This is a genomic window from Paenibacillus sp. FSL R10-2778 (assembly GCF_038593035.1).
Taxonomy (GTDB): Bacteria; Bacillota; Bacilli; order Paenibacillales; family Paenibacillaceae; genus Paenibacillus_AQ; species Paenibacillus_AQ odorifer.
On the sequence record NZ_CP151956.1, the window covers coordinates 2,894,364 to 2,917,454 of the forward strand.

A 23,091-nucleotide genomic window follows, 5' to 3' on the forward strand; every position below is an offset into this window, starting at 1 on the left:
TATTATCGGAAAAAAGTATTGACGATCATGTGATGGCAGTGTACTATTCAATTTACCGGAAAAAAACTGGATAGAGAGAGGGGATTTAATAATGAAAAAATGGAGTCTAACTATTATATTGGCGTTAACCGTGGTTCTTGTAGCGGCTTGCGGCAATAATTCGAATACCAATACGGCTGCTGAACCAACAGCTGGAACGAATGGTGGAGCAGCATCTTCAGCGCAAAACAGTTTGGAGGCTGTGAAGGCCAGCGGCAAATTGCGGATAGGTACAGAAGGGACTTATGCACCTTTTACTTATCATGACACTGCGGGGAAATTGACGGGTTTTGACGTGGAAATTGCCGAAGAAGTAGCCAAACGTTTAGGTGTTGAAGCTGAATTTTTTGAAACTCAGTGGGATGGTATTTTTGCTGGGATGGATGCGAAACGGTTTGATGTCATTTTTAATGAAGTTTCCATTAACGAAGATCGCAAAGTGAAATATGATTTCTCTGAACCCTATATTGTATCCAAGGCAGTATTGATCGTGAGCGAAAACAATGAGGATATTAAGACCTTTGCTGATCTAAAGGGTAAAAAAGCCGGACAATCCCTGACCAGTAACTTATCCGACATCGCTCGTGAGAACGGTGCTGAAATCGTAGCTACGGACGGTTTCAATCAAGCGATGGATCTGCTGACTTCGGGACGTATTGATGCAACTGTGAATGATGGCTTGTCTTATCTGGATCTGAAAAAACAAAAACCAGATGCAAAAATTAAAGTGGTTGATGAGATTCCTGAAGGCTCACAAAGTGCTGCGGTATTCCTGAAAGGCAATGATGAGCTGGTGAATGCGGTCAGTGATGCGATTAAAGAGATGAAAAGTGATGGAACGTACTTGAAAATTTCCGAGAAATACTTTGGAGCTGACGTTTCGAAATAATACAAGGCTAGCAAGGCTAATTAAGCCTAGAAGCTAAAAAGGATGTCTGAATAATGGATGACCGCAAAATACAAATTTTCTTAGATACACTGCTACCCCTGCTTAAAGCCGGGGTGGCTTTTACCATTCCGTTGGCGCTACTTTCCTTTGTGCTTGGATTGATTTTGGCGATCCTAACCGCGTTGGCACGTCTTTCACCGTGGGTAATTCCGAAGCTAATCGCCCGTTTTTATGTATGGGTCATTCGGGGAACCCCGTTGTTAGTGCAGCTATTTATTATATTTTATGGTTTGCCGGCTGTTGGTATTGTACTCGACCCTTTCATTGCCGCCACCATTGGATTTACCCTTAGCGTAGGGGCTTATTCATCGGAAATCGTACGCGCTGCTATCCTGTCGATACATAAAGGCCAGTGGGAAGCTGCCTTCTCAGTCGGGATGACTCGCGGGCAGGCTCTGCGCCGCGTAATTCTGCCACAAGCTGCACGCGTTTCTGTACCGCCGTTATCCAATTCTTTTATTAGCTTGGTCAAAGATACATCGCTTGCAGCGATCATCACCTATACGGAGATGTTTAGAACTGCTCAGCAGGTAGCCTCTACCACTTATGAGCCTCTGCTGGTATACTCCGAAGCAGGATTGTTTTATTTAGTGTTCTGTTCTGTGCTGTCGGCGCTGCAAAATTACTTGGAGAAACGACTCGATCGTTACTCTGCGACCTAAAGGAGAGATACTTGTGATTGAAATCATTAATTTGCATAAATCCTTCGGCGCACTCCAAGTGTTAAAGGGTATTGATCTGAAAATGGAGCATGGAAAGGTACTTGTCATTATTGGGCCATCCGGCTCCGGAAAAACTACACTGCTGCGCTGTTTTAATCTGTTGGAAATCCCGGATCAAGGCAGCCTGTCACTCGGGGATATCACCATCAATTTTACAGATCATAAGAAAATTCCTCAGAATTCCGTATTGGCTCTTCGGCAGAAAACAGGGATGGTCTTTCAATCGTATAATTTATTTCCGCATATGACTGCGCTAGGCAATGTGATGGAGGGACAGGTAACTGTCTTGAAACGAACCAAGGAAGAAGCGCGTAAGCGGGGCCTTCAACTGCTGGCTAAGGTGGGTTTGGCTGATAAAGCTGATAACTATCCACATCAGCTGTCAGGTGGACAGCAGCAGAGAGTGGCCATCGCCCGGGCTATGGCAGTAGATCCAGAAGTGCTGTTGTTTGATGAGCCCACTTCGGCGCTCGACCCCGAGCTGGTAGGGGAAGTGCTTAAGGTCATCAAACAATTAGCAGCAGAAGGTATGACTATGGTGATTGTGACCCACGAGATGAAATTTGCCGCCGATGTAGCGGACCGGATCATTTTGATGGATGGCGGTCATATCTTAGAGCAAGGAACGCCGCAAGAAGTGCTGGAGCATCCGAAGAATCCCCGTGCTCTGCAATTTCTGAATAGACTGAATGGTGAAGAAGAGTAGAAAGACAATATATATGAAAAAGCAGCTCGGGAATCATCCGGAGCTGCTTTTTCGTGTGTAGATTATTCAAATGAGAAGAGTAACTGAAATTTGGCTTATACTCCAGTTTTCAGGAACTCCAAAGCGTTGTAGAGCATAATCGCAGCTTCGGCACGGGTGAGTTCGCTTTTTGGATTAAACTTTCCGTTAGCGTCTAGAGTATTGATCTTGTATTTCAGGGAGCGCTGAATACTGCCTTGATATGCAGGGGTCAGTGACGCTTCATCAGCGATATCTACTGGAACGATATTGATCATCGGCAGATTACCTACGCCTTCGATCGCTTGCACTAGATAGTTAGTGAATTGCTCTTTGGTCATAATTAGGCTAGGATCAATGTCTTTTGGTAGCTTAACTTGATTGTAATAAGCATTGATAAAGGCTTCAGCGTACCAGGCTTTGTCTTTTACTTTTGTGAACAAGCCGCTGGCAACAGGAGCTTTGTTAAAGTCAATGGCTGCGAGGCTGAGCTGGAGACCGCCGGAGATAAACTGAATCCCTTGGGCTGTAGTTACCTTAGAGCCAGGGAGAAATTGAGATTCGCTGACACCTTTAATTAACCCTTGATTTTTTAAAGAAATGATTTTTTCTTTGCCGTTTATGTTATCAATATCCTTAAAGGTGTTCCCAGCTGCAAACATCTGACCACCCAAAGAAAAGGAGAAAATGGCTACGGTTGTGATCGCTGCTAGTGTGCTCTTTTTCATGTTCATGTCTTTTCACCTCGTTGTATGGATAGGCTCCTTAGCCTTTGTCACTCCTTTAACGTTGTAAATTATGGAAAGGTTGCGGTCTAATCTGTATTATTTCACGAAAAAGTAGATTTTAATAGAAATATAGGCCAGATTGGGGTGTAGTACTTTGGATAAGTGGCATGAAATGATATAATGATGTCAGGCTCTTTTCATTCGTGGTTAATTTTGTTATGATTATATCGTAACGATTACTATTTATGGTTTGTCTTAACTGCATAAATAGGAGCGTCTCAGAGGGTACGGATGTTAAATCGTTCCGGGAAGGTAGGAGACCAAATGGATCAAATATCAAATATCAGTCAATTGTTTGCGGCGCAAAAATATAAATTAACGCCTCAGCGTGAAGCTATAGTGAACGTTCTGCTCGACAATGAGAAGGATCATTTAAGCGTAGAAGAAGTATATATGCTTGTTAAGAACAGCTATCCACATCTGGGCCTGGCAACGGTATACCGTACACTTGAGCTTTTATGTGAGCTACACATTGTAGAGAAGATGAACTTCGGAGACGGAGTTGCCCGTTACGATTTGCGCGGGAACGATCATTCGCATATGCATCATCATTTGATATGCAGCGTATGCGGTCGGTTGGAGGAAATTAAGGACGACTGGCTTGTGGAGCTGGAGAGAAGAGTGGAACGTGAATATGGCTTTAACGTCACGGATCACCGCCTTGATTTCAAGGGTACTTATGGAACATGTAAACGTACTGGCTGCAAAAAAGCAAAAGCAGAAGCAGATAAAGCAGTCTCGTAAGATTGCTTTGTAACCTAAAGACACAGGCTTTCTCTAAGCCTGTGTCTTTTTTGATTACTGCGTTCTAGGAAGTCTAGCTTCGAGTAGGTACAAAGGATTTGATCCACGTTCCGAAACTGCCAGGGTTACGGCTCTGAACGAGAATTACACCTTCTCCACGGAAGCGGCAGACAAGTGCTTCACCACTGGTTATGCTGTTAAGCCAGCCAGAGGCTGCCTTTTCCACCTTGTAGTCCATATAGTCTGGCCATGCTACGAGGTGTCCGTTATCGATAATCATTTCTTCACCAGGTCCTAAATTTATTGCATGGATAGCACCGAAGGAAGACAGGAACACCGTTCCTCTGCCACTGATTTCTACAATGAAGAAGCCTTCACCGGAGAAGAGCCCTCTGGTTAAATTCTGCATTTTGGTATTTACTTGAATGCCTTCAGTTCCGGCGAGAAATCCGTCTTTTTGAACTAACAGTTTATACGATCCGTCTAATTCTATCGCCTGAATATCGCCGAGTGAGCCAGGCGACAGCAATACCTCACTTTGACCACGGGTCGCTCTAAGTTCTTGAAAGAAGAATTTCTCACCGCTCAGCATTCTCCCGAGACCGCGCATTAAACCACCATCCACGGTTCCTTTTAATTCTACGTTAGGTGACATCGCGACCATTGCGCCCATTTCAGCCTTTACGCTTTCACCGGGATTTAGTTGGACCTTTAACATAGCAAAAGCACCTTCATACAAAACCTGGTAATTCATCCTTTAAACCTCCGCATCTATTTAGATAAGATAGAATACTAGCTTTGCTCTAAGTGTAACGGAATTCTTGCTTCGCTCATAGTCTGGAATATGTTAAAATGAAGTTGTCTTATAGATGTAAGATCAATAATCATTCACCCATGAATAGGAGAGTGGTGTCACATGGCACGAACCAAGACACAAAAAGCCTTGCGTAAGGCAGAACGCTCCGGAGCCTGGTGCGCAGCACAGAGTCGTAGATTGAATAGTGATTATGGAGCCATTTCACAGCATGTACGATTAACACCAAGCAAGCAGGAACAATTGAATAAGAATAGATATAAGGGGCAGATCTTCCAAGATGATGCTCCTTTTTTATTGGCTATTTGATAAGAGAACATCGCTCAGCGTATAGTAATTGAAGAAATAATATATAGGAGATGTATCCCTGATGAAACAAAATAAATATGACGATTCGAATTTCTTCTCCGCCTACCAGCAAATGCCCCGTTCTATTGGAGGGCTTGCAGCAGCAGGAGAATGGCATGTATTAAAGGCGCTTCTTCCAGACTTACATAATAAAAGTGTGCTTGATCTGGGCTGCGGCTTTGGCTGGCATTGCCTATATGCCCGTGAGCAGCAGGCGAGTTCAGTTATAGGTGTGGATATCTCTGAAAAAATGCTGCAACAGGCGCGTGAAAAAACGAACGATCCTGCTATAACTTATATCCAGCTGCCGATTGAGGACATTGATTTTGCGAGCGAGCAATTTGATGTGGTTCTCAGTTCATTGGCTTTCCACTATATTGAATCTTTTGCAGCCATCTGCCGAAAGGTGCATTCGTTTCTTAAGCCTGGCGGGAGTTTTATTTTTTCAGTGGAGCATCCAATCTTTACTTCACGTGAAGAGCAAGACTGGTATGCCGATGAGCAAGGAAACCGCCTGCATTGGCCCGTAGATCATTATCAATCAGAAGGACTTCGTGAAACTAAATTCTTAACAGAAAATGTGATTAAATACCATCGCACGATTTCCACCTATTTCAATGACCTGATTGAAGCTGGCTTTACTATTAAAGCGGTTAAAGAACCAAAGCCTTCAGCAGAAATGAGTAATGATCCATGGATGAAGGATGAGGAGCGTAGACCGATGTTCCTGATCATTTCGGCTGTAAAAGAATAATCTCATGCTCACGAGTTATGTTCGAATATAGAAGCAGGGGTTGTCCTAAAAGTAGCTTTTTCTACTAAGGGACAACCCTTTTGCAATGAAACGGGTTTACTTCATTTACACCTGTTCTCTGCTGTGCACACGATATTCTCTTGGTGACATCCCGAAACGACTTCGGAAGACCCGGTGAAAATAGGTGTAGTTCGCAAAACCACAAGTTTCTGCTACTTGCTCCAGCGGCATGGGACTGAAGGTTATCCGTTCTCTGGCCATTTCCAGTCGGACATCGTTTACATATTTAATAATACTGGTCCCAAAGGCTTCCTTAAATAAATGAACGGCCCGCGAGACGGATATACCCACAAAACCTGCTACATCTTCCAATAGAAAGGGTAGGGTTGCGTGCTCCTCAACATATTGCTTCATTCGGTATGCCAGATAACCTTTTGGAGTAATTGCTGGCTGGTCTGTAATTAGCCGGTCGATTTCCATACATAGAATTTGCAGATAGCAGGCAGATATTTCTGGAGAGAAGTCGGAAAGTCGACGGTGCTCCAGAATCAATTGGCGAAACAAGCCAAGAAAATTCTCACTAAGCGGCACACTTAGACGAGTGGGTCTTTGTGAACGTTGCCACCATTCATCAATCCATGTTCCTCCGCAAAAGATATGATAATCTCCGCTTTCAATTCGTGGCTTGCCTACAGGGTACTCTTCTTTATCTATGATCAAATAGTAAGGATCATTTGGAGCGAATAACATAATATCCCCGCTTTCCACAGGTGACATTACACCATCGATCAATGCACGGCTTCTTCCTTCTGTTTGCAGACGTATAAGAAAGTTCTGGTTCCCTTGACTTTGAGACATATGAAAAGGCTTGCGATGAAAAGAAAATCCGGCTGATAATACGTGACAGGTAGCAGAATGAGTCATAGGTCCTCCTGAGTGTATTGAAATGATAAGCAGATTGTTCATGTTTTAATCATATTATTCATTTTAATATATACGCTTTCATATTACTATGTAGCTAAGCAATAAAGAAAGAAATCGACCATCAACGCTAGAAACAGTCGGTATTAGCTGTGCTTACAAGAATGACAGTTTAAGGAAACTGATGTGAATCAGATTAGTCAATTCTGTTACAGCATTATTGTTCAAGTGATTGTCACTACAGAAAGCCAACTTTAAATCCAATTGGAGTGATTCGAAAATGCTGAAGATAGGCCTGCAATTGTATACGCTCAGAGAAGAACTGGAACAGGATTTTGAAGGGACACTGCGTAAAGTAGCAGCCCTTGGTTATAAAGGTGTAGAGTTTTTCCATTACTTCGGCCGTAGCGCAGCAGAAGTCAAACAATTGCTTGATGAACTTGGACTAGTAGCGCTGGGCGCACACCGTCCCTATGACGCGTTGTTGAATGATACAGAGGCAGAGATCGCGTACAACCTGGAGATTGGAAATCATAATCTAATTGTGCCGTATCTGTCAGAAGAACAACGTAACTATGAAGAAGTTGCTGCGAATCTGAAGATTATTGGAGAAAAGTGCAAGGCGCGTGGAGCGGTTCTTTTGTACCATAATCATGACTTTGAGTTAACTGATCGATATGGTGACCGTACAGCGTTTGACGGTTTGTTTGAAGAGGTGCCGGCTGATTTGCTGCAAGTTGAAATGGATACATGCTGGGTACATCACGCAGGTTATGATGCCGTAGAATATATCAATAAATACGCTGGCCGGTTGCCAATCATCCATCTTAAAGATTTGAAGAAACATGAGGATGGTTCACCGGAAACGGTTGTTCTAGGCGAAGGAGAAGTAAACCTTACAGCAATTCTTGATGCGGCTGTACAGGCAAAGGTAGAGTGGGCGGTAGTGGAGCAGGATTATTGCAGCCGTTCACCATTAGGAAGTGTAGAAGATAGTTTGAAATGGGTAAAAGCATACGCTAATCAAGGGGGAAATGTTCATGTCTAAAAAGTTGAGAATTGCTATTGTCGGTTGCGGTGGAATTGCTAACGGAAAACATATGCCAAGTTTGTCACGTCAAGCAGATGCTGAAATGGTAGCCTTTTGTGATATCGTCGAAGAACGTGCACAGGAAGCAGCAAAAACCTATGGTGCTGAAGGCGCGGCTGTATATACAGATTATCAAGAGCTTTTGAAAGCCGGAGGATTCGATATCGTGCATGTATGTACACCGAATGACAGTCACTCCGTGATCACAATCGCAGCATTGGAAGCTGGCAATCATGTAATGTGTGAGAAGCCAATGGCGAAGACTACAGCTCAAGCACAGGAAATGTTAGAGGCTGCCAAACGTACAGGCATGAAATTGTCTGTAGCTTATCAGAACCGTTATCGTGCGGATAGTGAATATCTTAAAGACGTTTGTGAAAACGGTGAGCTTGGTGAGATCTATTATGCAAAAGCGATTGCCGTTCGTCGTCGTGCGGTTCCTACATGGGGCGTATTCCTGGATGAAGAAAAGCAAGGCGGCGGTCCACTGATCGATATCGGTACGCATGCGCTTGATCTAACATTATGGATGATGGACAATTATAAACCGCGTAGTGTTATGGGCTCGACTTTCCATAAGCTTGGTAACCGTAAAAACGGCGGGAATGCCTTTGGTCCATGGGACCCTGAACAATTTAAAGTAGAAGATTCAGCATTTGGATTTATTACCATGGAAAATGGTGCTACAATTGTACTGGAATCAAGCTGGGCTCTTAATGTATCTGAATTTGGAGAAGCGAAGACGCTCCTAGCAGGTACAGAGGGTGGTGCAGATATGAAGGACGGGTTACGCTTAAATGGTGACCGTGGTGGCCGTCTATACGAGACTAAAATTGACTTGTCCGCAGGGGGAGTAGCTTTCTTTAACGGAGGACAAGAGAGTGAATCCGATCGTGAAGCTCGCTTGTGGCTTGAAGCAGTTCGGGAAGATAAAGAACCAGTAGTTAAACCTGAACAAGCCCTTGTCGTTACCCAAATTTTGGAGGCTATTTACGAATCTTCCCGTACAGGTCGTGCTGTGTATTTTGACGGAACATCAGATAACTAAACGAGAAGCAGGTGTGAAGTTCATGAGTTCAAACAGACATTCTGTAGTCATTGTTGGTTTTGGAGGAATGGGAAGTTATCACGCAGGATTGATAAAAGAGACCTCTACCTTAATCGTAGTTGGAACGTACGATGTGCTTGAAGCACGTCGTACCAATTCCAACGACGCTGGCTACAAGGCGTACCAAAGTTATGAAGAAGTATTGGCAGATTCTTCGGTCGAAATTATTCTAATTGCCACACCGAACGATGTGCACAAAGAAATTGCGATTCGTGCATTACAAGCTGGCAAACATGTCATTTGTGAGAAGCCAGTTGCTCTATCTAAGGTTGAATTTCAAGAAATACTGGCGGCGGCTGATCAAGCTGGACGTGTGTTTATGGTGCATCAGAACAGACGTTGGGATGAAGATTTTTTAACCATCAAAAAAATGTACGACGAGGAGACGATTGGGTCCCTATTCCAGATCGAATCCCGTGTGCACGGAGCGAACGGAATTCCTGGTGACTGGCGTCATGTTAAGGCACAAGGCGGAGGGATGCTACTGGATTGGGGCGTTCACTTATTGGACCAGCTATTATTCATGATTGATAGCAAAATCACCAGTGTGAGCAGTAGTCTAAGCTTTATTTTAGGAAACGATGTCGATGACGGTTTTGAAGCTATTCTGCAATTTGAGAATGGAATTAAAGCGATCGTAGAGGTTGGGACGACTAACTTTATTACTTTGCCAAGATGGTATGTGAAGGGTATCGAAGGCACTGGAATTATTGAAGACTGGTCTTTAACTGGAAGATTGGTGACCAGAAATAACGCAGGTGAAAAAATCGAACCGAAGCCGATTCGTGCAGGTGTAGGACTAACTAAAACTATGGCACCTCCATCGGAGGGGGCGACGATCACTGAGGAATTACCTCAGCCGTCGGAGTTAAGCTCTAGCTTTTATGATAATTTCGCTGCTGTCATTGAGGGTACTGCAGAACCTATCGTTAAGAACGCTGAGGTTATGCGGGTACAGAATTTGATTGAAGTTATTTTTGAAGCTGCTGAGAGTAATCAAGTGGTGAAGAATTTTGATATCTACGATAAATAATAAGTAAACTATTTCCAAGAGGAGGTGGCCTACAATGAAACTTGGAGTATTTATGGTCTTGTTTGGAGGTCGTAAGCTGGAGGATGCTCTTGATTACGTAGTATCCAAAGGGCTAAAGGCGGTAGAAATCGGTACGGGAGGCAATCCTGGCAACAGCCACTGCGACCCTAAAATGCTGCTGGAGAATGAAACAGCCTTACAAGAATTCAAACATGCCGTGGAATCTCGCGGACTTACAATCAGTGCTTTGAGCTGCCACGGTAACCCATTGCACCCGCAAAAAGAACTTGCTCAAAAGGATCATGAGGATTTCGTAAACTCGGTCAAATTGGCGCAGAAGCTAGGGGTTCCGGTTGTGAATACCTTCTCTGGATGTCCTGGAGATCATGAGGGTGCTAAATATCCGAACTGGCCTGTAGCTCCATGGCCCAATGATTATCAAGAAATTCTGGACTGGCAATGGGAGAACAAGGTTATTCCTTATTGGAAAGAATGGGGTGCCTTTGCCGCTCAGCATGATGTAAAGGTAGGTCTTGAGCTGCATGGAGGATTCTCAGTACACACACCAGGTACTCTGCTGCGGCTGAGAGAAGCAGCAGGTGAAGTGATCGGTGCGAACCTTGATCCGAGTCACATGTGGTGGCAAGGAATTGATCCTGTGCAAGCGATTCATATTTTGGGACGCCAAGGTGCAATCCATCACTTCCATGCGAAGGATACCGTTATTGATCCTGTGAATGTCAATATGCACGGATTAACTGATATGCAGTCGTATACCAAGATGCTTGACCGTGCTTGGCAGTTCCGTTCTGTCGGTTTTGGACATGATCTTAAGACTTGGGCTGACATTATTAGTGCACTTCGTTTGGTTGGGTATGACTATGTGGTTAGTATTGAGCATGAAGATGGGCTGATGTCTATTGAAGAAGGTTTCTCCAAAGCTGTAAGTAACCTTCAACAAGTATTGATTGAGGAGCCACTGACAGAAATGTGGTGGGTTTAAACGAAATGGAGAGCTTCACGAAAGTTAAATTAAATGATGAACAGCTGGATATTTTGGTGAAAGCGGTTTTCGGTTCAGAAACTGCGGTTAACCTTAGTTCAGAACTTACGGGAGGCTTTTTTAATACAGCCTATGATTTGGAACTCAGCACTGGGAAATCTGTCATTCTAAAGGTTGCCCCTGCTGTAGAGACAGATACGTTAAGTTACGAGAAGAACATTATGCGAACTGAAGTGGAAGCTCTCCGTATGGTTGCAGATAAGGGTGTTGTGCCCGTGCCTGCCGTCTACCATTATGATGAAAGTCTGCTGCTTATTCCTATTCCGTATTTCTTTATGGAGAAGGTGGAGGGCCAGCCCTACAGTGATGTAAAGGAGAGTCTTTCACTTCCGGAGAGAGACGCTATCGAAACTGAGCTGGGGCGTTACAATCGCATAATCAATGAGATACGCGGAGAACGTTTTGGCATTTTTGGAAGGGATTCAGAGGAGCCAAGAGCCTCGTGGAGAGAGACCTTTTCATGCCTGATGGAAAGTGTACTTGCTGATGCCAAGAGGCTGAATGCACAGCTCCCTGCGTCCAGTGAAGAGATAATGCAGGAGGTTTCCAAGTATCTCCCTGCATTAGATGCCGTAACCGAGCCACGACTGGTGCATTGGGATTTATGGAATGGGAATGTATTTGTGAAGGATGGAGTCATCGTATCACTGATTGACTGGGAGAGAGCCCTGTGGGGCGATGTGCTGATGGAGTATTATTTTAGGCATTTTGAGAATTCTGCCGGTTTCTATAAGGGGTACGGAACAACCTACGACAGTCCGAACGAGATTCAGCGGAAGAAGATTTATGATCTTTATCTTGATCTTATTCTTACTATCGAATGTTATTCACGCAAATATGCAGACGAAGGTTATGTCCGTTGGACGCATGATAACTTGACTGAGGGTTGGAACCGTTTTAAAAGCAGCAGTGAATGAAGGTTATAGGTGTGAAAAATGACGTGCGAAAGCACGTCATTTTCCTGTATCTAATTAGATTGGAGGATTACCATGCAGCCGTTAAAAATACCGAGAGAACATAAGCTTCAGATTACAGCTAGTATTCAAGAATATTTTGATACAGAGCTGTCCAGTGAAATTGGGCAATTAGCCAGCGAGAACCTTCTCGATTTTATGCTCAAAGAACTTTCGCCTTATATTTACAATCAAGCGTTGGCAGATGCACGAAAAATGATTGAGCAAAAGATGATTTCTCTGGAAGAGGAAATATATGCTCTCGAACAACCCTTATCCTCAGGCAGAAGATAATCCAAAACACGATTAATTTTAGCGCAGATTTATAACAGTTACGTCTGGATCAGTATCAGCTTCGTAATCTACACCTTCAGTCTCGAATCCAAATAGCTGGAAGAATTCCTGTTTATAGCTATGCAGATCCGTTAGGTCGTAGATATTGTCTGAAGTAAGCTGGTCCCAGATTTCTATAACTTCTTGCTGGACTGCCGGAGACAATTCCCAATCATCTATACGGATACGCCCTTCTTCATCCACAGGAGTTCCTTTCGCTGCGTAGAGATGTTCAGCAAACAACCGATAGGTTTGCTCAATACAACCTTCATGAAGACCGTGCTCTTTCATGACTTTGTAAAGGGCGGAAATATAGAGGGGCACGACAGGAATCGCCGAGCTGGACTGTGTGACAAGACCTTTTGTGACCGCTACATAAGCTCTACCGTGAGTAACAGCTAACGCTTCGTTAAGTGTTCTTGCCGTAGCTTCGAGATGGTCTTTAGCAAGTCCAATCGTTCCCTGGCGATATACGGCTTGAGTAAGCTCTGATCCGATATACGAATAAGCAATAGTGGTTGCGTGATCAGCTAATACTCCGGCTTGCTGGAGTGCTTCTATCCATAGCTGCCAATCATCACCGCCCATCACCCGTTCGGTATCATGAACTTCCTTATCGGTCGCAGGTTCGATGGAGATTTGAGTGACTTCACCCGTATGAAAATTTACAGTTTTGTTGGTAAAGATGTCGCCAATAGGTTTGAGAACAGAGTTATATACTTCGCCTGTCTCCGGGTCTGTACGGCGCCCAGAAGCAACACTGTAGATGACCAAATCGACTTGTCCTAATTCGCTGCGGATCAGCTGAATCGTTCTTTCTTTGGTCTCTTTGGAGTAAGCATCTCCGGTAACGCTGTAGGATTGCAGGCCTGCAGACTCCGCAAGTTGTTCGAAGGCGGCGGAATTGTACCACCCAGCAGAGGCTGTACGGGCTCCATTGCTGCTGCTCGGCCGATATACGCCTACTGTGCTGGCTCCAGCCCCAAATGCGGCTGTAACCCGTGAGGCGAGGCCGTAGCCTGTGGATGCGCCAATGACAAGCACCTTCCGGGGTCCTTTGATCGCGGGTTGTGCCTTAATATACTCAATTTGCCGCTCGACTTGACGAGCGCATCCTTGCGGATGTGCGGTTGTACATATAAAGCCACGTGTTCTAGGTTTTATGATCATAATAATAGTTTCCTCTCTTTCATGAAAAGCAGCTAATGATACGTGTTATTTCTAATTTTAACAATTTTCATTCCAATGGAGAAGGATTGTTTATCTTTCTTGGATCAAATACAATGAATCCCGGGCTTTTATGAGGTTGGATTTTTGCATTTTTACTTAACTCTGTATGGTGGTGAAGTCTTGGAAAGTCAGACTAAAACAAAATTGACGGTTGAGCAGCAGGACATCCTGGTGGGTGCTGCTTTTGGAAGCCATGTGAAAATCATTCAAAGTACGGAATTGACGGGAGGTTATTTCAACGCAGCTTATGACCTCCTATTGTCAGATGGCAGAGCTACGATCCTTAAAATATCGCCATCCGATGAGACAGACACGCTAAGTTACGAGCACGATATCATGGCTACAGAGGTTGCGGCAATGCAGCTAATGAAGTCTAAAGGAACGGTACCTGTGCCTGAGGTATACGCTTATGATAACAGCAGAAATTTAATATCTAGTGACTTTTTTTTCATGGAGAAAATAATCGGCCAGCCCTATAATGAAATTAAGGAAGAGCTTAGTCCGCAGCAAAGAAGTTGTATTGAGGAAGAATTAGGTCGTTATAGCCGGATTATCAATGAGATTCAAGGGGATCATTTCGGATTATTTAATGTATCCTCGAAGATAAAGGGGACTTCTTGGCGGGAAACCTTTCAAAATTTGATTGGCAACCTCCTTGATGATGCTCGGCGCTTAGAGGCAAAGATGCCCATTCCTATAGAAAAGATTGAGGCGGAGATCAACAGCCGTATACATGTGATGGATGTGGTCACTGAGCCACGTTTAGTTCACTGGGATCTATGGGATGGGAATGTGTTTGTGCGAGAGGGAAGCATTGTTGCCTTAATCGATTGGGAACGGGCGTTATGGGGCGATCACCTTATGGAATATTATTTTCGCTATATTGAGGATTCTGAGCATTTCTGTAGAGGTTATGGGGACAGCTTTGATAGCCCTAATGAATGTGCACGCAAAAAGCTCTACGACTTATATATCGATTTAATTTATTTCATTGAGTGTTATTCGCGTAAATACGATAGCCAAGGCCATTTCCAGTGGGCACAGGATAATCTGCTGGAAGGTTGGGAACGTTTCATAGGTTAGGACATTTTCAGCAAGATTACAACATAAGAAGGTAAGGAGGCTGAGCAGGAGAAGGGAGAGGATTCTCATGTTTGAGTGGCTAAGTGTACATATAGATATCGTAAGTTTGCTGTGGCTGTTGCCGATCCTATTTATGTTTCATGATTTTGAAGAAATATTAACGATTGAAGCATGGGGGGCAAAGTATAGAACCAGGTTAGAGGACGCAATTCCTTCGTTTATGCGCAAGACGTATCATTCGATGTTACAAATGACTACACGTAATTTTGCAATGGACGTATTATTCGTGTATATTTTTATAGTGACGGTAACTTGTATTGCAGTATTCTTTTCTAATTACTTATTGTACTTGGCAGTGCTTGCGGTATTTTTCTTACATGTATTTACTCATCTAGGACAGACGATATATTTAAAGATATATACACCAGGGGTAGTTACAGCAGTACCTGTAGTTCTTCCCTATTCTCTTTATGCGTATTATCGACTATTGAATGACAACTTGGTATCCCTTGGAGATATCGGATGGTCTCTGCTGTTAGTTCTTTTGCTGCTTCCGCCAATATTGTGGTTGTTAGTGAAGAATAGAACTCGCATTAAACAGAACTAGTACATAAGGCTGCTGCTGGCCATATCTTTTTCAGAAAAATCTTGACTAGAACCCTTAGAACTAGATAAAATAATACTTATTGCTTACAACTTGGTGAGAATCATTATCATAATTGACGAGGAAATGAGAGGGTGACAAGATGGAGCGCCTTTTAGAGGTAAAAGATCTAGCGATATCATTCAAAACACACGGTGGAGAAGTACAAGCGATCCGTGGTGTTAGCTTCCATGTAGATAAAGGTGAAACTCTAGCGATAGTTGGGGAATCCGGTTCCGGTAAAAGTGTAACTTCACAAGCGGTAATGAAGCTAGTCCCAACGCCGCCAGGAGAATATAAACGTGGACAAATTTTATTTGATGGACAAGATTTGATCGGTAAGACTGAGAAGCAAATGCAGAAGATTCGTGGTAAAGAGATCGGTATGATTTTTCAGGATCCGATGACTTCCTTGAACCCGATGATGAAGGTCGGCAGACAAATTACTGAAGTACTGCACAAACATGAGAAAATCTCCAAAGAAGCTGCCAATAAACGTGGGGTTGAACTGCTTACGCTAGTAGGTATTCCTTCACCAGAGCGCCGCTTCAATCAATATCCGCATGAGTTCAGTGGCGGTATGCGTCAACGTGTCGTTATCGCAATGGCACTTGCAGCAAACCCTAAGCTTCTGATTGCGGATGAGCCAACTACAGCGCTCGACGTTACCATTCAGGCACAGATTCTTGACCTGATGAAGGAATTGCAGAAGAAGATTGATACGGCGATTATTTTTATCACCCATGATCTTGGTGTTGTAGCAAGAATGGCGGATCGTGTAGCGGTAATGTATGCCGGACAAATTGTTGAAATGGGAACTGCAGAAGAGATCTTCTACGATCCAAGACATCCTTACACTTGGGGATTGCTTGCATCCATGCCAAGTTTAGAGAGCAAAGGTTCTTTGCTTACCGCTATTCCTGGTACCCCTCCAGATTTGATCAAACCGCCTAAGGGTGATGCCTTCGCACTTCGCAGCACCTATGCTATGCAAATCGATATGGAGAAAGAGCCTCCAATGTATAAGGTTTCGGATACCCATATGGTGAAGTCTTGGTTAATGCATCCGATGGCACCTAAGGTGGAACCGCCAACAGTCGTTAAGAATAGACAACGTATACTTAAGAACGCTTATCCAGAGCCAGTTTTAGTGCAAGAAGGCGCTAAGTAAGCAACTTGTTTTAACTAAATAATAAGAGGAAACGCTAGGCCATTTAGTTGGCTTAGCGTTTTTTTTATTTTCTACAATGTTCACTATTATTTAAATAAATATGAATTAATACGAACTTAATTAAATAAAAGGGTTGACTATTTATCGTTTTCATCTCAAAATGAAAAGGCATACATAGGGGGTATAACGATGAAGAAGATAATTATTACTACTTTACTTAGTGTTTCATTATTAGCTGTAACCGCATGTAACAACGACACGGCTAATTCTGGCAACACAAACAGCGGACCTGAGCCTGTTCAGCCTGTCTTCAAGAATGTTTCTGTACATGATCCTTCCATTATTTTGGCTGATAATAAGTACTATGTGTTTGGCTCGCATTTGGCTTCTGCTAAATCCGACGACCTGATGTCCTGGACTCAATTGTCCTCTGGAGTTGTTGATGGAAACGTACTCATCCCGAATGTCAAAGAGGAATTAAAAGAGGCCTTAACCTGGGGAAAGACGGACACTTTATGGGCACCGGATGTCATTCAATTGGCGGATGGTAAATATTATATGTATTACAACGCGTGTAAAGGTGATTCCCCATTATCAGCACTTGGTATAGCCGTGTCAGACCATATTGAAGGACCTTATAAGAACAAAGGGATCTTCTTAAAGTCAGGTATGGTGGGTGTAGGCGATGACGGAGAAACTTATGATGCCACACAAAAGCCGAATGTTGTAGATCCGGATGTGTTCTTTGATAAAGAAGGCAGATTGTGGATGGTGTATGGTTCTTATTCCGGTGGTATTTTTATTATGGAACTGGATACAAGCACAGGATTCCCACTGCCAGATCAAGGTTATGGCAAAAAGCTTCTAGGCGCAAATCATGCGCGGATAGAAGCTCCCTATATGCTGTACAGTCCTGAGACGGATTACTACTACCTGTTCCTATCCTACGGGGGGCTGGCTGCTGATGGCGGATATAACATCCGTGTAGCTCGCTCGAAGACACCTGATGGACCTTTTGAAGATTCTGAGGGCCAGGATATGATCGATTCACAGGGCACAGCTGGCGTATTGTTTGATGATCCTGCTTATGCTCCTTACGGAGTTAAACTCATGGGGAATTTCGAATTCCTGAATAATGACGATGAGCTCCCAGTAAGTGGGGAAGGATATGTATCACCAGGACATAACTCCGCATTTTACGATGAAGAGACTGGCAAGTATTATTTGATCTTCCATACAAGGTTCCCGAATCGTGGTGAAAAACATGAGGTTAGAGTACACCAGATGTTCATGAACGCTGATGGCTGGCCGGTGGTCGCACCACACCGTTATGGTGGCGAGAGCATTGATAAATATACGAAAGAGCAAATCGCAGGCGAATACAAATATGTGAATCATAATAAAGAAATTACGGCAGATATCGTGCAATCGGAGCTAATTCAATTGACGAAGAGTGGTAAAATCAAAGGCGCAGTAAAGGGCAAGTGGAAGCTTATCGACGATCATACTGCAGAGTTAACGATAGGTGGTTCTACTTATAAGGGTGTGTTCCTGAAAGAGTGGAATGAAGCTACAGCCAGTAATGTTATGACGTTCACCGCGGTTTCTAATGAAGGGATCTCTATCTGGGGAAGTCATGTATCACCTTCGGAATAAGATAGTTTAAAAGGATTAACAGCAGAAGGGGTTTCAACTAGTCATGTGTAATGGCTAAGTTGAAACCCCTTTTATAATGTAGGATTAGTCTACGAACTTTCGGATCACAATAACAGCATTATGGCCGCCGAAGCCAAATGAATTGGAGATGCCTATTTCGAGATTAGCTTTTCGTGCATTGTTAGGTACGTAATCTAAATCACAGATGGAATCAGGCGTGTCCTGATTGATGGTAGGAGGAATGATTCCTTCTTGGATACTCTTAACTAAGGCAATGGCTTCTAAGCCGCCAGCGGCCCCTAAAGCATGTCCAGTCATGGACTTATTAGCGGTTACGGGGATGTGGTAGGCATGCTCGTCAAATAATTTTTTAATCGCTAGGGTTTCAGAATGGTCTCCTACTACTGTACTTGTCGCATGCGCACTGATTACATCTACGTTGTGGGGCTGGAGATTAGCTTCATTTAGCGCTAACTTCATAGCTTGATAGGCACCAATCCCCTCTGGATGAGTGGCAACCATATGATAAGCATCAGAGCTAGCACCATACCCGATCACTTCGCCGTGAATCTTGGCGTTTCTACGTTGAGCGTGGGAGAGTGACTCAAGAATGACTATGCCGCCACCTTCACCGATTACAAAGCCATCCCGTCCTCCATCGAAAGGGCGGCTCGCTTTAGCAGGCTCTTCATTTCGTGTAGATAAAGAGGTGGCATTCCCGAAGCTGGCCAACGAGATTTCAGTAATAGCAGCTTCAGAACCCCCGGCTATAACAATGTCCGCACCGCCATAACGAATTAAACGGAAGGCCTCACCAATCGCAGTATTTCCAATAGAACAAGCTGTTACTGGAGACATGGTCGGGCCGAGAGCTCCAAATTTAATGCTGATCATCGCCGCAGCCATATTGGAGATCATCATGGGAATTAAGGTAGGGCTGACTCGATCAGGTCCACGCTCTTTCAGGACCGTACCTTGATCCATCAAGGTCTGAATTCCTCCAACACCAGATCCTACATAAACGCCAAGTCTCTCCTTGTCAATCTTATCAAGCTGGAGGCCAGAATGTTTCCAAGCCTCTTCAGTAGCTGCGAGGGCAAACTGACTGAATCTGTCCATTCGCCGTGCCTCTTTACGCCCAAATCTGCCTTCTGCATCGAAATCACGTACTTCGCCGGCAATTCTCGTCTTAAAACCTGTTGTATCAAATGAAGTGATCGGGGATATACCCGATTCACCAGAAATTAGCCGATCCCAAAATTGCCCGATTGTATTTCCAAGTGGTGAGATTAAGCCCATGCCTGTAATCACTACGCGTTCCATAATGAACCTCCTCAGCTAGTGTATACTAGTATTTTTCCACTTTATTTATCCTATTACAAGTTATCGTTTATCCTAGTATAATTTGTACTATACTAAAGGAACAGAAATCCCAAAGTGGAGGTAGCTTATGGCTAATCAAACAAGATTACAAGCATTATCTGATTTTTTGAAAGCACGTCGTGCGGCAATTTCACCAAGCTCTGTAGGCTTGCCAGAAGGCACACGCAGAAGAACGCCAGGACTCCGCAGGGAAGAGGTTGCACAGCTTGCAGGGGTAAGCAGTACCTGGTATACGTGGCTTGAACAAGGCAGAGATATAAAAGTCTCGTCCTCTGTTTTGGACTGTATTGCCACTGCACTTAGGCTGACTAAAGATGAGCGGAAGTATCTCTTTGCACTGGCTTTAGAAACTGGAACCGGAACCACACCCTATCCGCAAGATGAATCTTCCGTAATTAGTCCTTCGCTGCAGAAAATTTTACAGGAACTTAAATATTGTCCTACGATAATTTCTGATAGACGTTGCGGAATCGTCGGTTGGAATGAAGCTGCCGCCCATGTTTTTCTTGATTTCTCAAAGCTGCCCATCGAAGAGCGGAATATGATCCGATTGTTATTTGTTCGTAAGGAGTTTAGGCGCTTAGCAGTGAATTGGGAACAATTCGTCAGCGGTTATCTTTCTATCTTCAGAGCGTATTACGGACAGTATGTAGAGGATCATTGGTATGATGAATTTATAGAGGAATTGAAAGAATTGCATCCGGCTTTTAATGAGATGTGGGAGCAAAGTCGGGTTAGTTCGGCCCCGGATGTGTTACTAGAATTCAGACATGCCAAGGCGGGAAAAATGTTATTTCATCTAACCTCTTTGCAGGTTCATGGCAGTGCAGATTTACGCTGCAGCATCTATACTCCTGCGGGAGATTCGAATACTGAAACCAAGCTGAAGCAGCTTATGGAGCAGCACACAATAGAAGGATTAAGCTAGATGCACATAGAGAAGCATCCCTAGCTGAACTTCCAGCTAGAGATGCTTAATGTTACACTATTAGAAATCTGATGTTGAAATTTCAATAGTTCCGAATGTGGTGCCAGCAGGAGTGCTTAAGAGTGCAGCTACCAAAAGGGCATGAACTGCAAGCGTAAGGCTATTGAATGCTGGAATCGTGTATGTGATAACTGGAGCATTTACACGAGTGATTACTAAATCTACTGGGAAGTTGGAGTTATTGTTCACAGTAACAGCAGCGTTAATTCCACCTGCAAGGTTTTCATAATAAGATTTACCAATGACAGGGGCTAAATTGAAATATTGAAGCGGTAATACGATGGCCATAGTAACGACCTCCTTTTCGTTTGATAGAATATTCTATGTTGAAAATCTATTAATGCTAGAGCGAATGCCATGGTGAATTAGCACTTTTTAATAGAAAAAACCGGGGATGTCCAATAGCCACTTAGAAAGCGGCTGGGACATCCCCGGTTTGTTTTCGTACGCTTATTCCGTTTTATTACGATAAATCAGATACAGTATCAATCCGAATAGCATGCCGACAAACGACATTGCGGATATCGTTAAGTAAAGAGCTTTACCCCCAAAGGCATCATATAATGCCCCACCAGCATAAGAAGCCAGGATACCTGATACACCGAAGAACAATAGTGCAAGGACGGTTTGCCCTGTAGCACGCCATTCCTCGGGTACAATGCTGTAGAGGTATTGAATAGCAGCCGAGTAGAACACAGGGAAGGTAAGAATTTGCAGAATCTGCAAATACGCTAACAAGTGTGGATCAATGATCCAAGCTGAAATCAAGAAACGAAGGAAATAGAAGGCTCCGGAAATCGATATGATAATCAGTTCTTTTCCTTTTCGCAACCACCAGAAGCTTAATGCAAAGACAATGATTTCACTTATTGCCGCGAGGAAAAATGATTGGCCTACCAGTTGAGGACTGCCACCAAGCTCACGAATATAAACTCCAATAAATGTATCGTTCATTCGTGCGGGTACAGAGCTAATAAATATGAGCACCAGAAACATCAATGTCTTTTTGTTGCCAAAAAAGTGCTTGAGGCTATCCAGCGTGACCGGCTTACCTGTGACGGGGGCATCTGGCATGTTCCAGCTTACTATAAAGCTTATAAGGCAAATGGCAACAAACAGAAGAGCTATTCCATGAGAGCCGAAAAAACCAAGCACATAGCCAGTAATCAGAGCCATTACACCATAACCTAGCGCACCATATGTACGGATAGAACCATAGCTAATTCCAGCCGCCTCAGAGACTCGGAAATTCAAGCTTTCTGTCAGCGGATCAATGGGCATCAAGAAGAAATACAGCAGCATAGCAAAAAGAATGAGAACAACGTAACTGCTGGAATCGAACAAAAAGTATCCGGTTACCGCTGAGCATAACAGCAGAGCTAACAGCACTTTGCGGATGGTCTTTGTTTTATCACTGATCATCCCCCATAAAGGCTGGGCAACGATGGTAACAAAACCACCAGTTCCAATAATGAAGCCGATTTGCGATGGGCTTAGCCCTTGTTCACTTAGATAGACTGGCAGAAAGGGAATAAACATGGCTAGCAGAGCAAAATACAAAAAGTTAAACCCTCGTAAAAGATTTGGTGCATTCATAAGTTTTTTTACCTCACGTGTTAGAAAATTTGTATAGAGTCAATTTTGCTATTGTATCATGGATAATAAATGATTAGGATATAAATCTATTCGCGGAACTGCTCAAGATGACCCTAACCCTCTATAAATTTCTGGCCGTAATATGATAAACTGGTTACTATCAAAGCAAAATGCAAGGAGAAACGTTAATGATAAAGTTGGTATCATGGAATGTGAATGGTCTTCGGGCCTGTGTTAAAAAAGGGTTTGATGATTATTTTAAGGAAGTAGAAGCAGATATTTTCTGTGTACAGGAGACGAAGCTGCAAGAAGGGCAGATTGTTCTGGAACAGGGTGAAGAATACTATCAATATTGGAATTATGCAGTGAAAAAAGGGTATTCAGGCACAGCTATATTCACCAAAATCAAGCCGATCTCTGTGAGATACGGAATGGAAGAGGATGATGAAGCGGAAGGCCGGATTATTACGCTGGAGTTCGAACATTTTTATCTAGTGAATGTGTATACACCAAATGCCAAACGAGATCTGGCTAGATTGGATTACAGAATGGAATGGGAGGACCGCTTCCGCAATTACCTTCTGGAACTGGACAAGCTAAAACCAGTCGTTGTATGCGGCGATATGAACGTAGCCCATCAGGATATTGATATCAAAAATGCTAAAGCTAACCGCGGAAACTCTGGCTTTACCGATGAAGAAAGAGGAAAAATGAGTACGCTGCTGGAGTCCGGCTTCATAGATACCTTTAGATATTTTCATCCAGAGCTTGAAGGCGTTTATTCATGGTGGTCTTATATGCCGAAGGTGAGAGAACGGAATGTAGGCTGGCGGATTGATTATTTCCTAGCTTCTTCTAGACTTGCACCTAATCTGCTGGATGCCCAAATCGATTGCCACATTATGGGGAGCGATCATTGCCCGGTCATCCTCAAGCTTGCTGATTTCACAGATTAGAA

Annotated in this window: 25 protein-coding genes; 18 read left to right on the forward strand and 7 right to left on the reverse strand. The window is 43.6% G+C overall.

Translation table 11 applies throughout. The features are described from left to right. Nucleotides 1–91: 91 nt before the first annotated feature. From NST40_RS12690 to NST40_RS12700, 3 genes are read left to right on the forward strand one after another with little or no spacing between them, the layout of a single operon-like run. Nucleotides 92–928 carry an amino acid ABC transporter substrate-binding protein gene (locus NST40_RS12690; RefSeq protein ID WP_076183478.1) on the forward strand — a complete coding sequence of 279 codons (837 nt, stop codon included), beginning with the start codon at nucleotides 92–94 and terminating at the stop codon, nucleotides 926–928. Between the two features lie 53 nt (nucleotides 929–981). Beyond that, a complete protein-coding gene (locus tag NST40_RS12695; RefSeq protein ID WP_036686309.1) occupies nucleotides 982–1,650 on the forward strand; it encodes an amino acid ABC transporter permease in 669 nt (222 codons plus the stop codon). A gap of 13 nt (nucleotides 1,651–1,663) precedes the next feature. Then, on the forward strand, nucleotides 1,664–2,416 hold the full coding sequence (locus NST40_RS12700; RefSeq protein WP_076189904.1) for an amino acid ABC transporter ATP-binding protein: 753 nt from the start codon (nucleotides 1,664–1,666) through the stop codon (nucleotides 2,414–2,416). A gap of 95 nt (nucleotides 2,417–2,511) precedes the next feature. On the opposite strand, the gene NST40_RS12705 is transcribed toward NST40_RS12700, so the two are convergent. Continuing rightward, nucleotides 2,512–3,168: an S-layer homology domain-containing protein gene (locus NST40_RS12705; RefSeq protein ID WP_076135539.1), complete on the reverse strand. Its 657-nt coding sequence runs from the start codon at nucleotides 3,166–3,168 to the stop codon at nucleotides 2,512–2,514. A gap of 318 nt (nucleotides 3,169–3,486) precedes the next feature. On the opposite strand from NST40_RS12705, the gene NST40_RS12710 reads away from it, so the two are divergent. Beyond that, the gene (locus NST40_RS12710; RefSeq protein ID WP_036686314.1) at nucleotides 3,487–3,966 is read left to right on the forward strand and encodes a transcriptional repressor; all 480 of its coding nucleotides are present in this window, start codon (nucleotides 3,487–3,489) and stop codon (nucleotides 3,964–3,966) included. Nucleotides 3,967–4,039: 73 nt separating this feature from the next. Here the strand turns inward: NST40_RS12710 and NST40_RS12715 are convergent, their stop codons facing one another. Then, nucleotides 4,040–4,720 carry a TIGR00266 family protein gene (locus tag NST40_RS12715; protein ID WP_036686316.1) on the reverse strand — a complete coding sequence of 227 codons (681 nt, stop codon included), beginning with the start codon at nucleotides 4,718–4,720 and terminating at the stop codon, nucleotides 4,040–4,042. Nucleotides 4,721–4,882: 162 nt separating this feature from the next. Here NST40_RS12715 and NST40_RS12720 point away from each other — a divergent pair, with 162 nt between their 5' ends. Together NST40_RS12720 and NST40_RS12725 are read left to right on the forward strand one after the other, a co-directional pair. Continuing rightward, entirely contained in the window at nucleotides 4,883–5,089 is a 207-nt protein-coding gene (locus NST40_RS12720; protein WP_076125962.1) for a hypothetical protein, read from the forward strand. Nucleotides 5,090–5,150: 61 nt separating this feature from the next. Continuing rightward, the gene (locus tag NST40_RS12725) at nucleotides 5,151–5,882 is read left to right on the forward strand and encodes a class I SAM-dependent methyltransferase (protein ID WP_076218191.1); all 732 of its coding nucleotides are present in this window, start codon (nucleotides 5,151–5,153) and stop codon (nucleotides 5,880–5,882) included. Between the two features lie 105 nt (nucleotides 5,883–5,987). Here the strand turns inward: NST40_RS12725 and NST40_RS12730 are convergent, their stop codons facing one another. Beyond that, nucleotides 5,988–6,806, reverse strand: coding sequence for an AraC family transcriptional regulator (locus NST40_RS12730; RefSeq protein ID WP_076135544.1), 819 nt, complete (start codon nucleotides 6,804–6,806; stop codon nucleotides 5,988–5,990). Nucleotides 6,807–7,083: 277 nt separating this feature from the next. On the opposite strand from NST40_RS12730, the gene NST40_RS12735 reads away from it, so the two are divergent. The 6 genes from NST40_RS12735 to NST40_RS12760 all read left to right on the forward strand — a co-directional run bounded on the left by NST40_RS12735 (nucleotide 7,084) and on the right by NST40_RS12760 (nucleotide 12,344). Further along, nucleotides 7,084–7,851 carry a sugar phosphate isomerase/epimerase gene (locus NST40_RS12735; RefSeq protein ID WP_076202612.1) on the forward strand — a complete coding sequence of 256 codons (768 nt, stop codon included), beginning with the start codon at nucleotides 7,084–7,086 and terminating at the stop codon, nucleotides 7,849–7,851. Beyond that, nucleotides 7,844–8,941 (forward strand): Gfo/Idh/MocA family oxidoreductase, encoded by a 1,098-nt coding sequence (locus NST40_RS12740; RefSeq protein ID WP_036686323.1) that lies wholly within the window; start codon nucleotides 7,844–7,846, stop codon nucleotides 8,939–8,941. Before NST40_RS12735 ends, NST40_RS12740 begins: the two co-directional genes overlap by 8 nt. 22 nt (nucleotides 8,942–8,963) lie before the next feature. Continuing rightward, complete coding sequence (locus tag NST40_RS12745) at nucleotides 8,964–10,034, forward strand: Gfo/Idh/MocA family oxidoreductase (protein ID WP_076125969.1); 1,071 nt, start codon at nucleotides 8,964–8,966, stop codon at nucleotides 10,032–10,034. A 34-nt stretch (nucleotides 10,035–10,068) separates the two neighbouring features. Beyond that, nucleotides 10,069–11,037 (forward strand): sugar phosphate isomerase/epimerase, encoded by a 969-nt coding sequence (locus NST40_RS12750; RefSeq protein ID WP_076101695.1) that lies wholly within the window; start codon nucleotides 10,069–10,071, stop codon nucleotides 11,035–11,037. Further along, nucleotides 11,025–12,014, forward strand: a complete 990-nt coding sequence (locus NST40_RS12755; RefSeq protein ID WP_341002252.1) for an aminoglycoside phosphotransferase family protein — start codon at nucleotides 11,025–11,027, stop codon at nucleotides 12,012–12,014. Before NST40_RS12750 ends, NST40_RS12755 begins: the two co-directional genes overlap by 13 nt. A gap of 72 nt (nucleotides 12,015–12,086) precedes the next feature. Continuing rightward, nucleotides 12,087–12,344 (forward strand): DUF2164 domain-containing protein, encoded by a 258-nt coding sequence (locus tag NST40_RS12760; protein ID WP_076125970.1) that lies wholly within the window; start codon nucleotides 12,087–12,089, stop codon nucleotides 12,342–12,344. An 18-nt stretch (nucleotides 12,345–12,362) separates the two neighbouring features. Here the strand turns inward: NST40_RS12760 and fabV are convergent, their stop codons facing one another. Continuing rightward, nucleotides 12,363–13,553: an enoyl-ACP reductase FabV gene (gene fabV / locus NST40_RS12765; protein ID WP_342410740.1), complete on the reverse strand. Its 1,191-nt coding sequence runs from the start codon at nucleotides 13,551–13,553 to the stop codon at nucleotides 12,363–12,365. A gap of 180 nt (nucleotides 13,554–13,733) precedes the next feature. Here fabV and NST40_RS12770 point away from each other — a divergent pair, with 180 nt between their 5' ends. The 4 genes from NST40_RS12770 to NST40_RS12785 all read left to right on the forward strand — a co-directional run bounded on the left by NST40_RS12770 (nucleotide 13,734) and on the right by NST40_RS12785 (nucleotide 18,166). Continuing rightward, nucleotides 13,734–14,696 carry an aminoglycoside phosphotransferase family protein gene (locus tag NST40_RS12770; RefSeq protein WP_342410741.1) on the forward strand — a complete coding sequence of 321 codons (963 nt, stop codon included), beginning with the start codon at nucleotides 13,734–13,736 and terminating at the stop codon, nucleotides 14,694–14,696. A gap of 67 nt (nucleotides 14,697–14,763) precedes the next feature. Beyond that, nucleotides 14,764–15,303 (forward strand): HXXEE domain-containing protein, encoded by a 540-nt coding sequence (locus tag NST40_RS12775; RefSeq protein WP_342410742.1) that lies wholly within the window; start codon nucleotides 14,764–14,766, stop codon nucleotides 15,301–15,303. 139 nt (nucleotides 15,304–15,442) lie between these two features. Continuing rightward, the gene (locus tag NST40_RS12780) at nucleotides 15,443–16,510 is read left to right on the forward strand and encodes an ABC transporter ATP-binding protein (RefSeq protein WP_076135552.1); all 1,068 of its coding nucleotides are present in this window, start codon (nucleotides 15,443–15,445) and stop codon (nucleotides 16,508–16,510) included. Between the two features lie 189 nt (nucleotides 16,511–16,699). Continuing rightward, nucleotides 16,700–18,166 (forward strand): family 43 glycosylhydrolase, encoded by a 1,467-nt coding sequence (locus tag NST40_RS12785; protein WP_339248424.1) that lies wholly within the window; start codon nucleotides 16,700–16,702, stop codon nucleotides 18,164–18,166. An 84-nt stretch (nucleotides 18,167–18,250) separates the two neighbouring features. Here NST40_RS12785 and fabF read toward each other — a convergent pair whose 3' ends face one another. Beyond that, nucleotides 18,251–19,489, reverse strand: a complete 1,239-nt coding sequence (fabF, locus tag NST40_RS12790; protein ID WP_339248426.1) for a beta-ketoacyl-ACP synthase II — start codon at nucleotides 19,487–19,489, stop codon at nucleotides 18,251–18,253. A 127-nt stretch (nucleotides 19,490–19,616) separates the two neighbouring features. Here fabF and NST40_RS12795 point away from each other — a divergent pair, with 127 nt between their 5' ends. Next, nucleotides 19,617–20,477, forward strand: a complete 861-nt coding sequence (locus tag NST40_RS12795; protein WP_076125982.1) for a helix-turn-helix transcriptional regulator — start codon at nucleotides 19,617–19,619, stop codon at nucleotides 20,475–20,477. Nucleotides 20,478–20,537: 60 nt separating this feature from the next. Here the strand turns inward: NST40_RS12795 and NST40_RS12800 are convergent, their stop codons facing one another. Together NST40_RS12800 and NST40_RS12805 are read right to left on the reverse strand one after the other, a co-directional pair. Further along, the gene (locus tag NST40_RS12800; protein WP_076125983.1) at nucleotides 20,538–20,825 is read right to left on the reverse strand and encodes a hypothetical protein; all 288 of its coding nucleotides are present in this window, start codon (nucleotides 20,823–20,825) and stop codon (nucleotides 20,538–20,540) included. Between the two features lie 162 nt (nucleotides 20,826–20,987). Then, a complete protein-coding gene (locus tag NST40_RS12805; protein WP_076219161.1) occupies nucleotides 20,988–22,133 on the reverse strand; it encodes an MFS transporter in 1,146 nt (381 codons plus the stop codon). Between the two features lie 191 nt (nucleotides 22,134–22,324). Here NST40_RS12805 and NST40_RS12810 point away from each other — a divergent pair, with 191 nt between their 5' ends. Further along, nucleotides 22,325–23,089, forward strand: a complete 765-nt coding sequence (locus tag NST40_RS12810) for an exodeoxyribonuclease III (protein WP_076219164.1) — start codon at nucleotides 22,325–22,327, stop codon at nucleotides 23,087–23,089. Nucleotides 23,090–23,091: the final 2 nt, after the last annotated feature.

Bases quoted from the DNA above. Each gene is read 5' to 3' on its own strand.
- NST40_RS12690 (WP_076183478.1), top strand. From the start codon at position 92: ATGAAAAAATGGAGTCTAACTATTATATTGGCGTTAACCGTGGTTCTT.
- NST40_RS12695 (WP_036686309.1), top strand. From the start codon at position 982: ATGGATGACCGCAAAATACAAATTTTCTTAGATACACTGCTACCCCTG.
- NST40_RS12705 (WP_076135539.1), bottom strand. From the start codon at position 3,168: ATGAACATGAAAAAGAGCACACTAGCAGCGATCACAACCGTAGCCATT.
- NST40_RS12710 (WP_036686314.1), top strand. From the start codon at position 3,487: ATGGATCAAATATCAAATATCAGTCAATTGTTTGCGGCGCAAAAATAT.
- NST40_RS12715 (WP_036686316.1), bottom strand. From the start codon at position 4,720: ATGAATTACCAGGTTTTGTATGAAGGTGCTTTTGCTATGTTAAAGGTC.
- NST40_RS12720 (WP_076125962.1), top strand. From the start codon at position 4,883: ATGGCACGAACCAAGACACAAAAAGCCTTGCGTAAGGCAGAACGCTCC.
- NST40_RS12725 (WP_076218191.1), top strand. From the start codon at position 5,151: ATGAAACAAAATAAATATGACGATTCGAATTTCTTCTCCGCCTACCAG.
- NST40_RS12730 (WP_076135544.1), bottom strand. From the start codon at position 6,806: ATGACTCATTCTGCTACCTGTCACGTATTATCAGCCGGATTTTCTTTT.
- NST40_RS12735 (WP_076202612.1), top strand. From the start codon at position 7,084: ATGCTGAAGATAGGCCTGCAATTGTATACGCTCAGAGAAGAACTGGAA.
- NST40_RS12740 (WP_036686323.1), top strand. From the start codon at position 7,844: ATGTCTAAAAAGTTGAGAATTGCTATTGTCGGTTGCGGTGGAATTGCT.
- NST40_RS12745 (WP_076125969.1), top strand. From the start codon at position 8,964: ATGAGTTCAAACAGACATTCTGTAGTCATTGTTGGTTTTGGAGGAATG.
- NST40_RS12750 (WP_076101695.1), top strand. From the start codon at position 10,069: ATGAAACTTGGAGTATTTATGGTCTTGTTTGGAGGTCGTAAGCTGGAG.
- NST40_RS12760 (WP_076125970.1), top strand. From the start codon at position 12,087: ATGCAGCCGTTAAAAATACCGAGAGAACATAAGCTTCAGATTACAGCT.
- fabV (WP_342410740.1), bottom strand. From the start codon at position 13,553: ATGATCATAAAACCTAGAACACGTGGCTTTATATGTACAACCGCACAT.
- NST40_RS12775 (WP_342410742.1), top strand. From the start codon at position 14,764: ATGTTTGAGTGGCTAAGTGTACATATAGATATCGTAAGTTTGCTGTGG.
- NST40_RS12780 (WP_076135552.1), top strand. From the start codon at position 15,443: ATGGAGCGCCTTTTAGAGGTAAAAGATCTAGCGATATCATTCAAAACA.
- NST40_RS12785 (WP_339248424.1), top strand. From the start codon at position 16,700: ATGAAGAAGATAATTATTACTACTTTACTTAGTGTTTCATTATTAGCT.
- fabF (WP_339248426.1), bottom strand. From the start codon at position 19,489: ATGGAACGCGTAGTGATTACAGGCATGGGCTTAATCTCACCACTTGGA.
- NST40_RS12795 (WP_076125982.1), top strand. From the start codon at position 19,617: ATGGCTAATCAAACAAGATTACAAGCATTATCTGATTTTTTGAAAGCA.
- NST40_RS12800 (WP_076125983.1), bottom strand. From the start codon at position 20,825: ATGGCCATCGTATTACCGCTTCAATATTTCAATTTAGCCCCTGTCATT.
- NST40_RS12805 (WP_076219161.1), bottom strand. From the start codon at position 22,133: ATGAATGCACCAAATCTTTTACGAGGGTTTAACTTTTTGTATTTTGCT.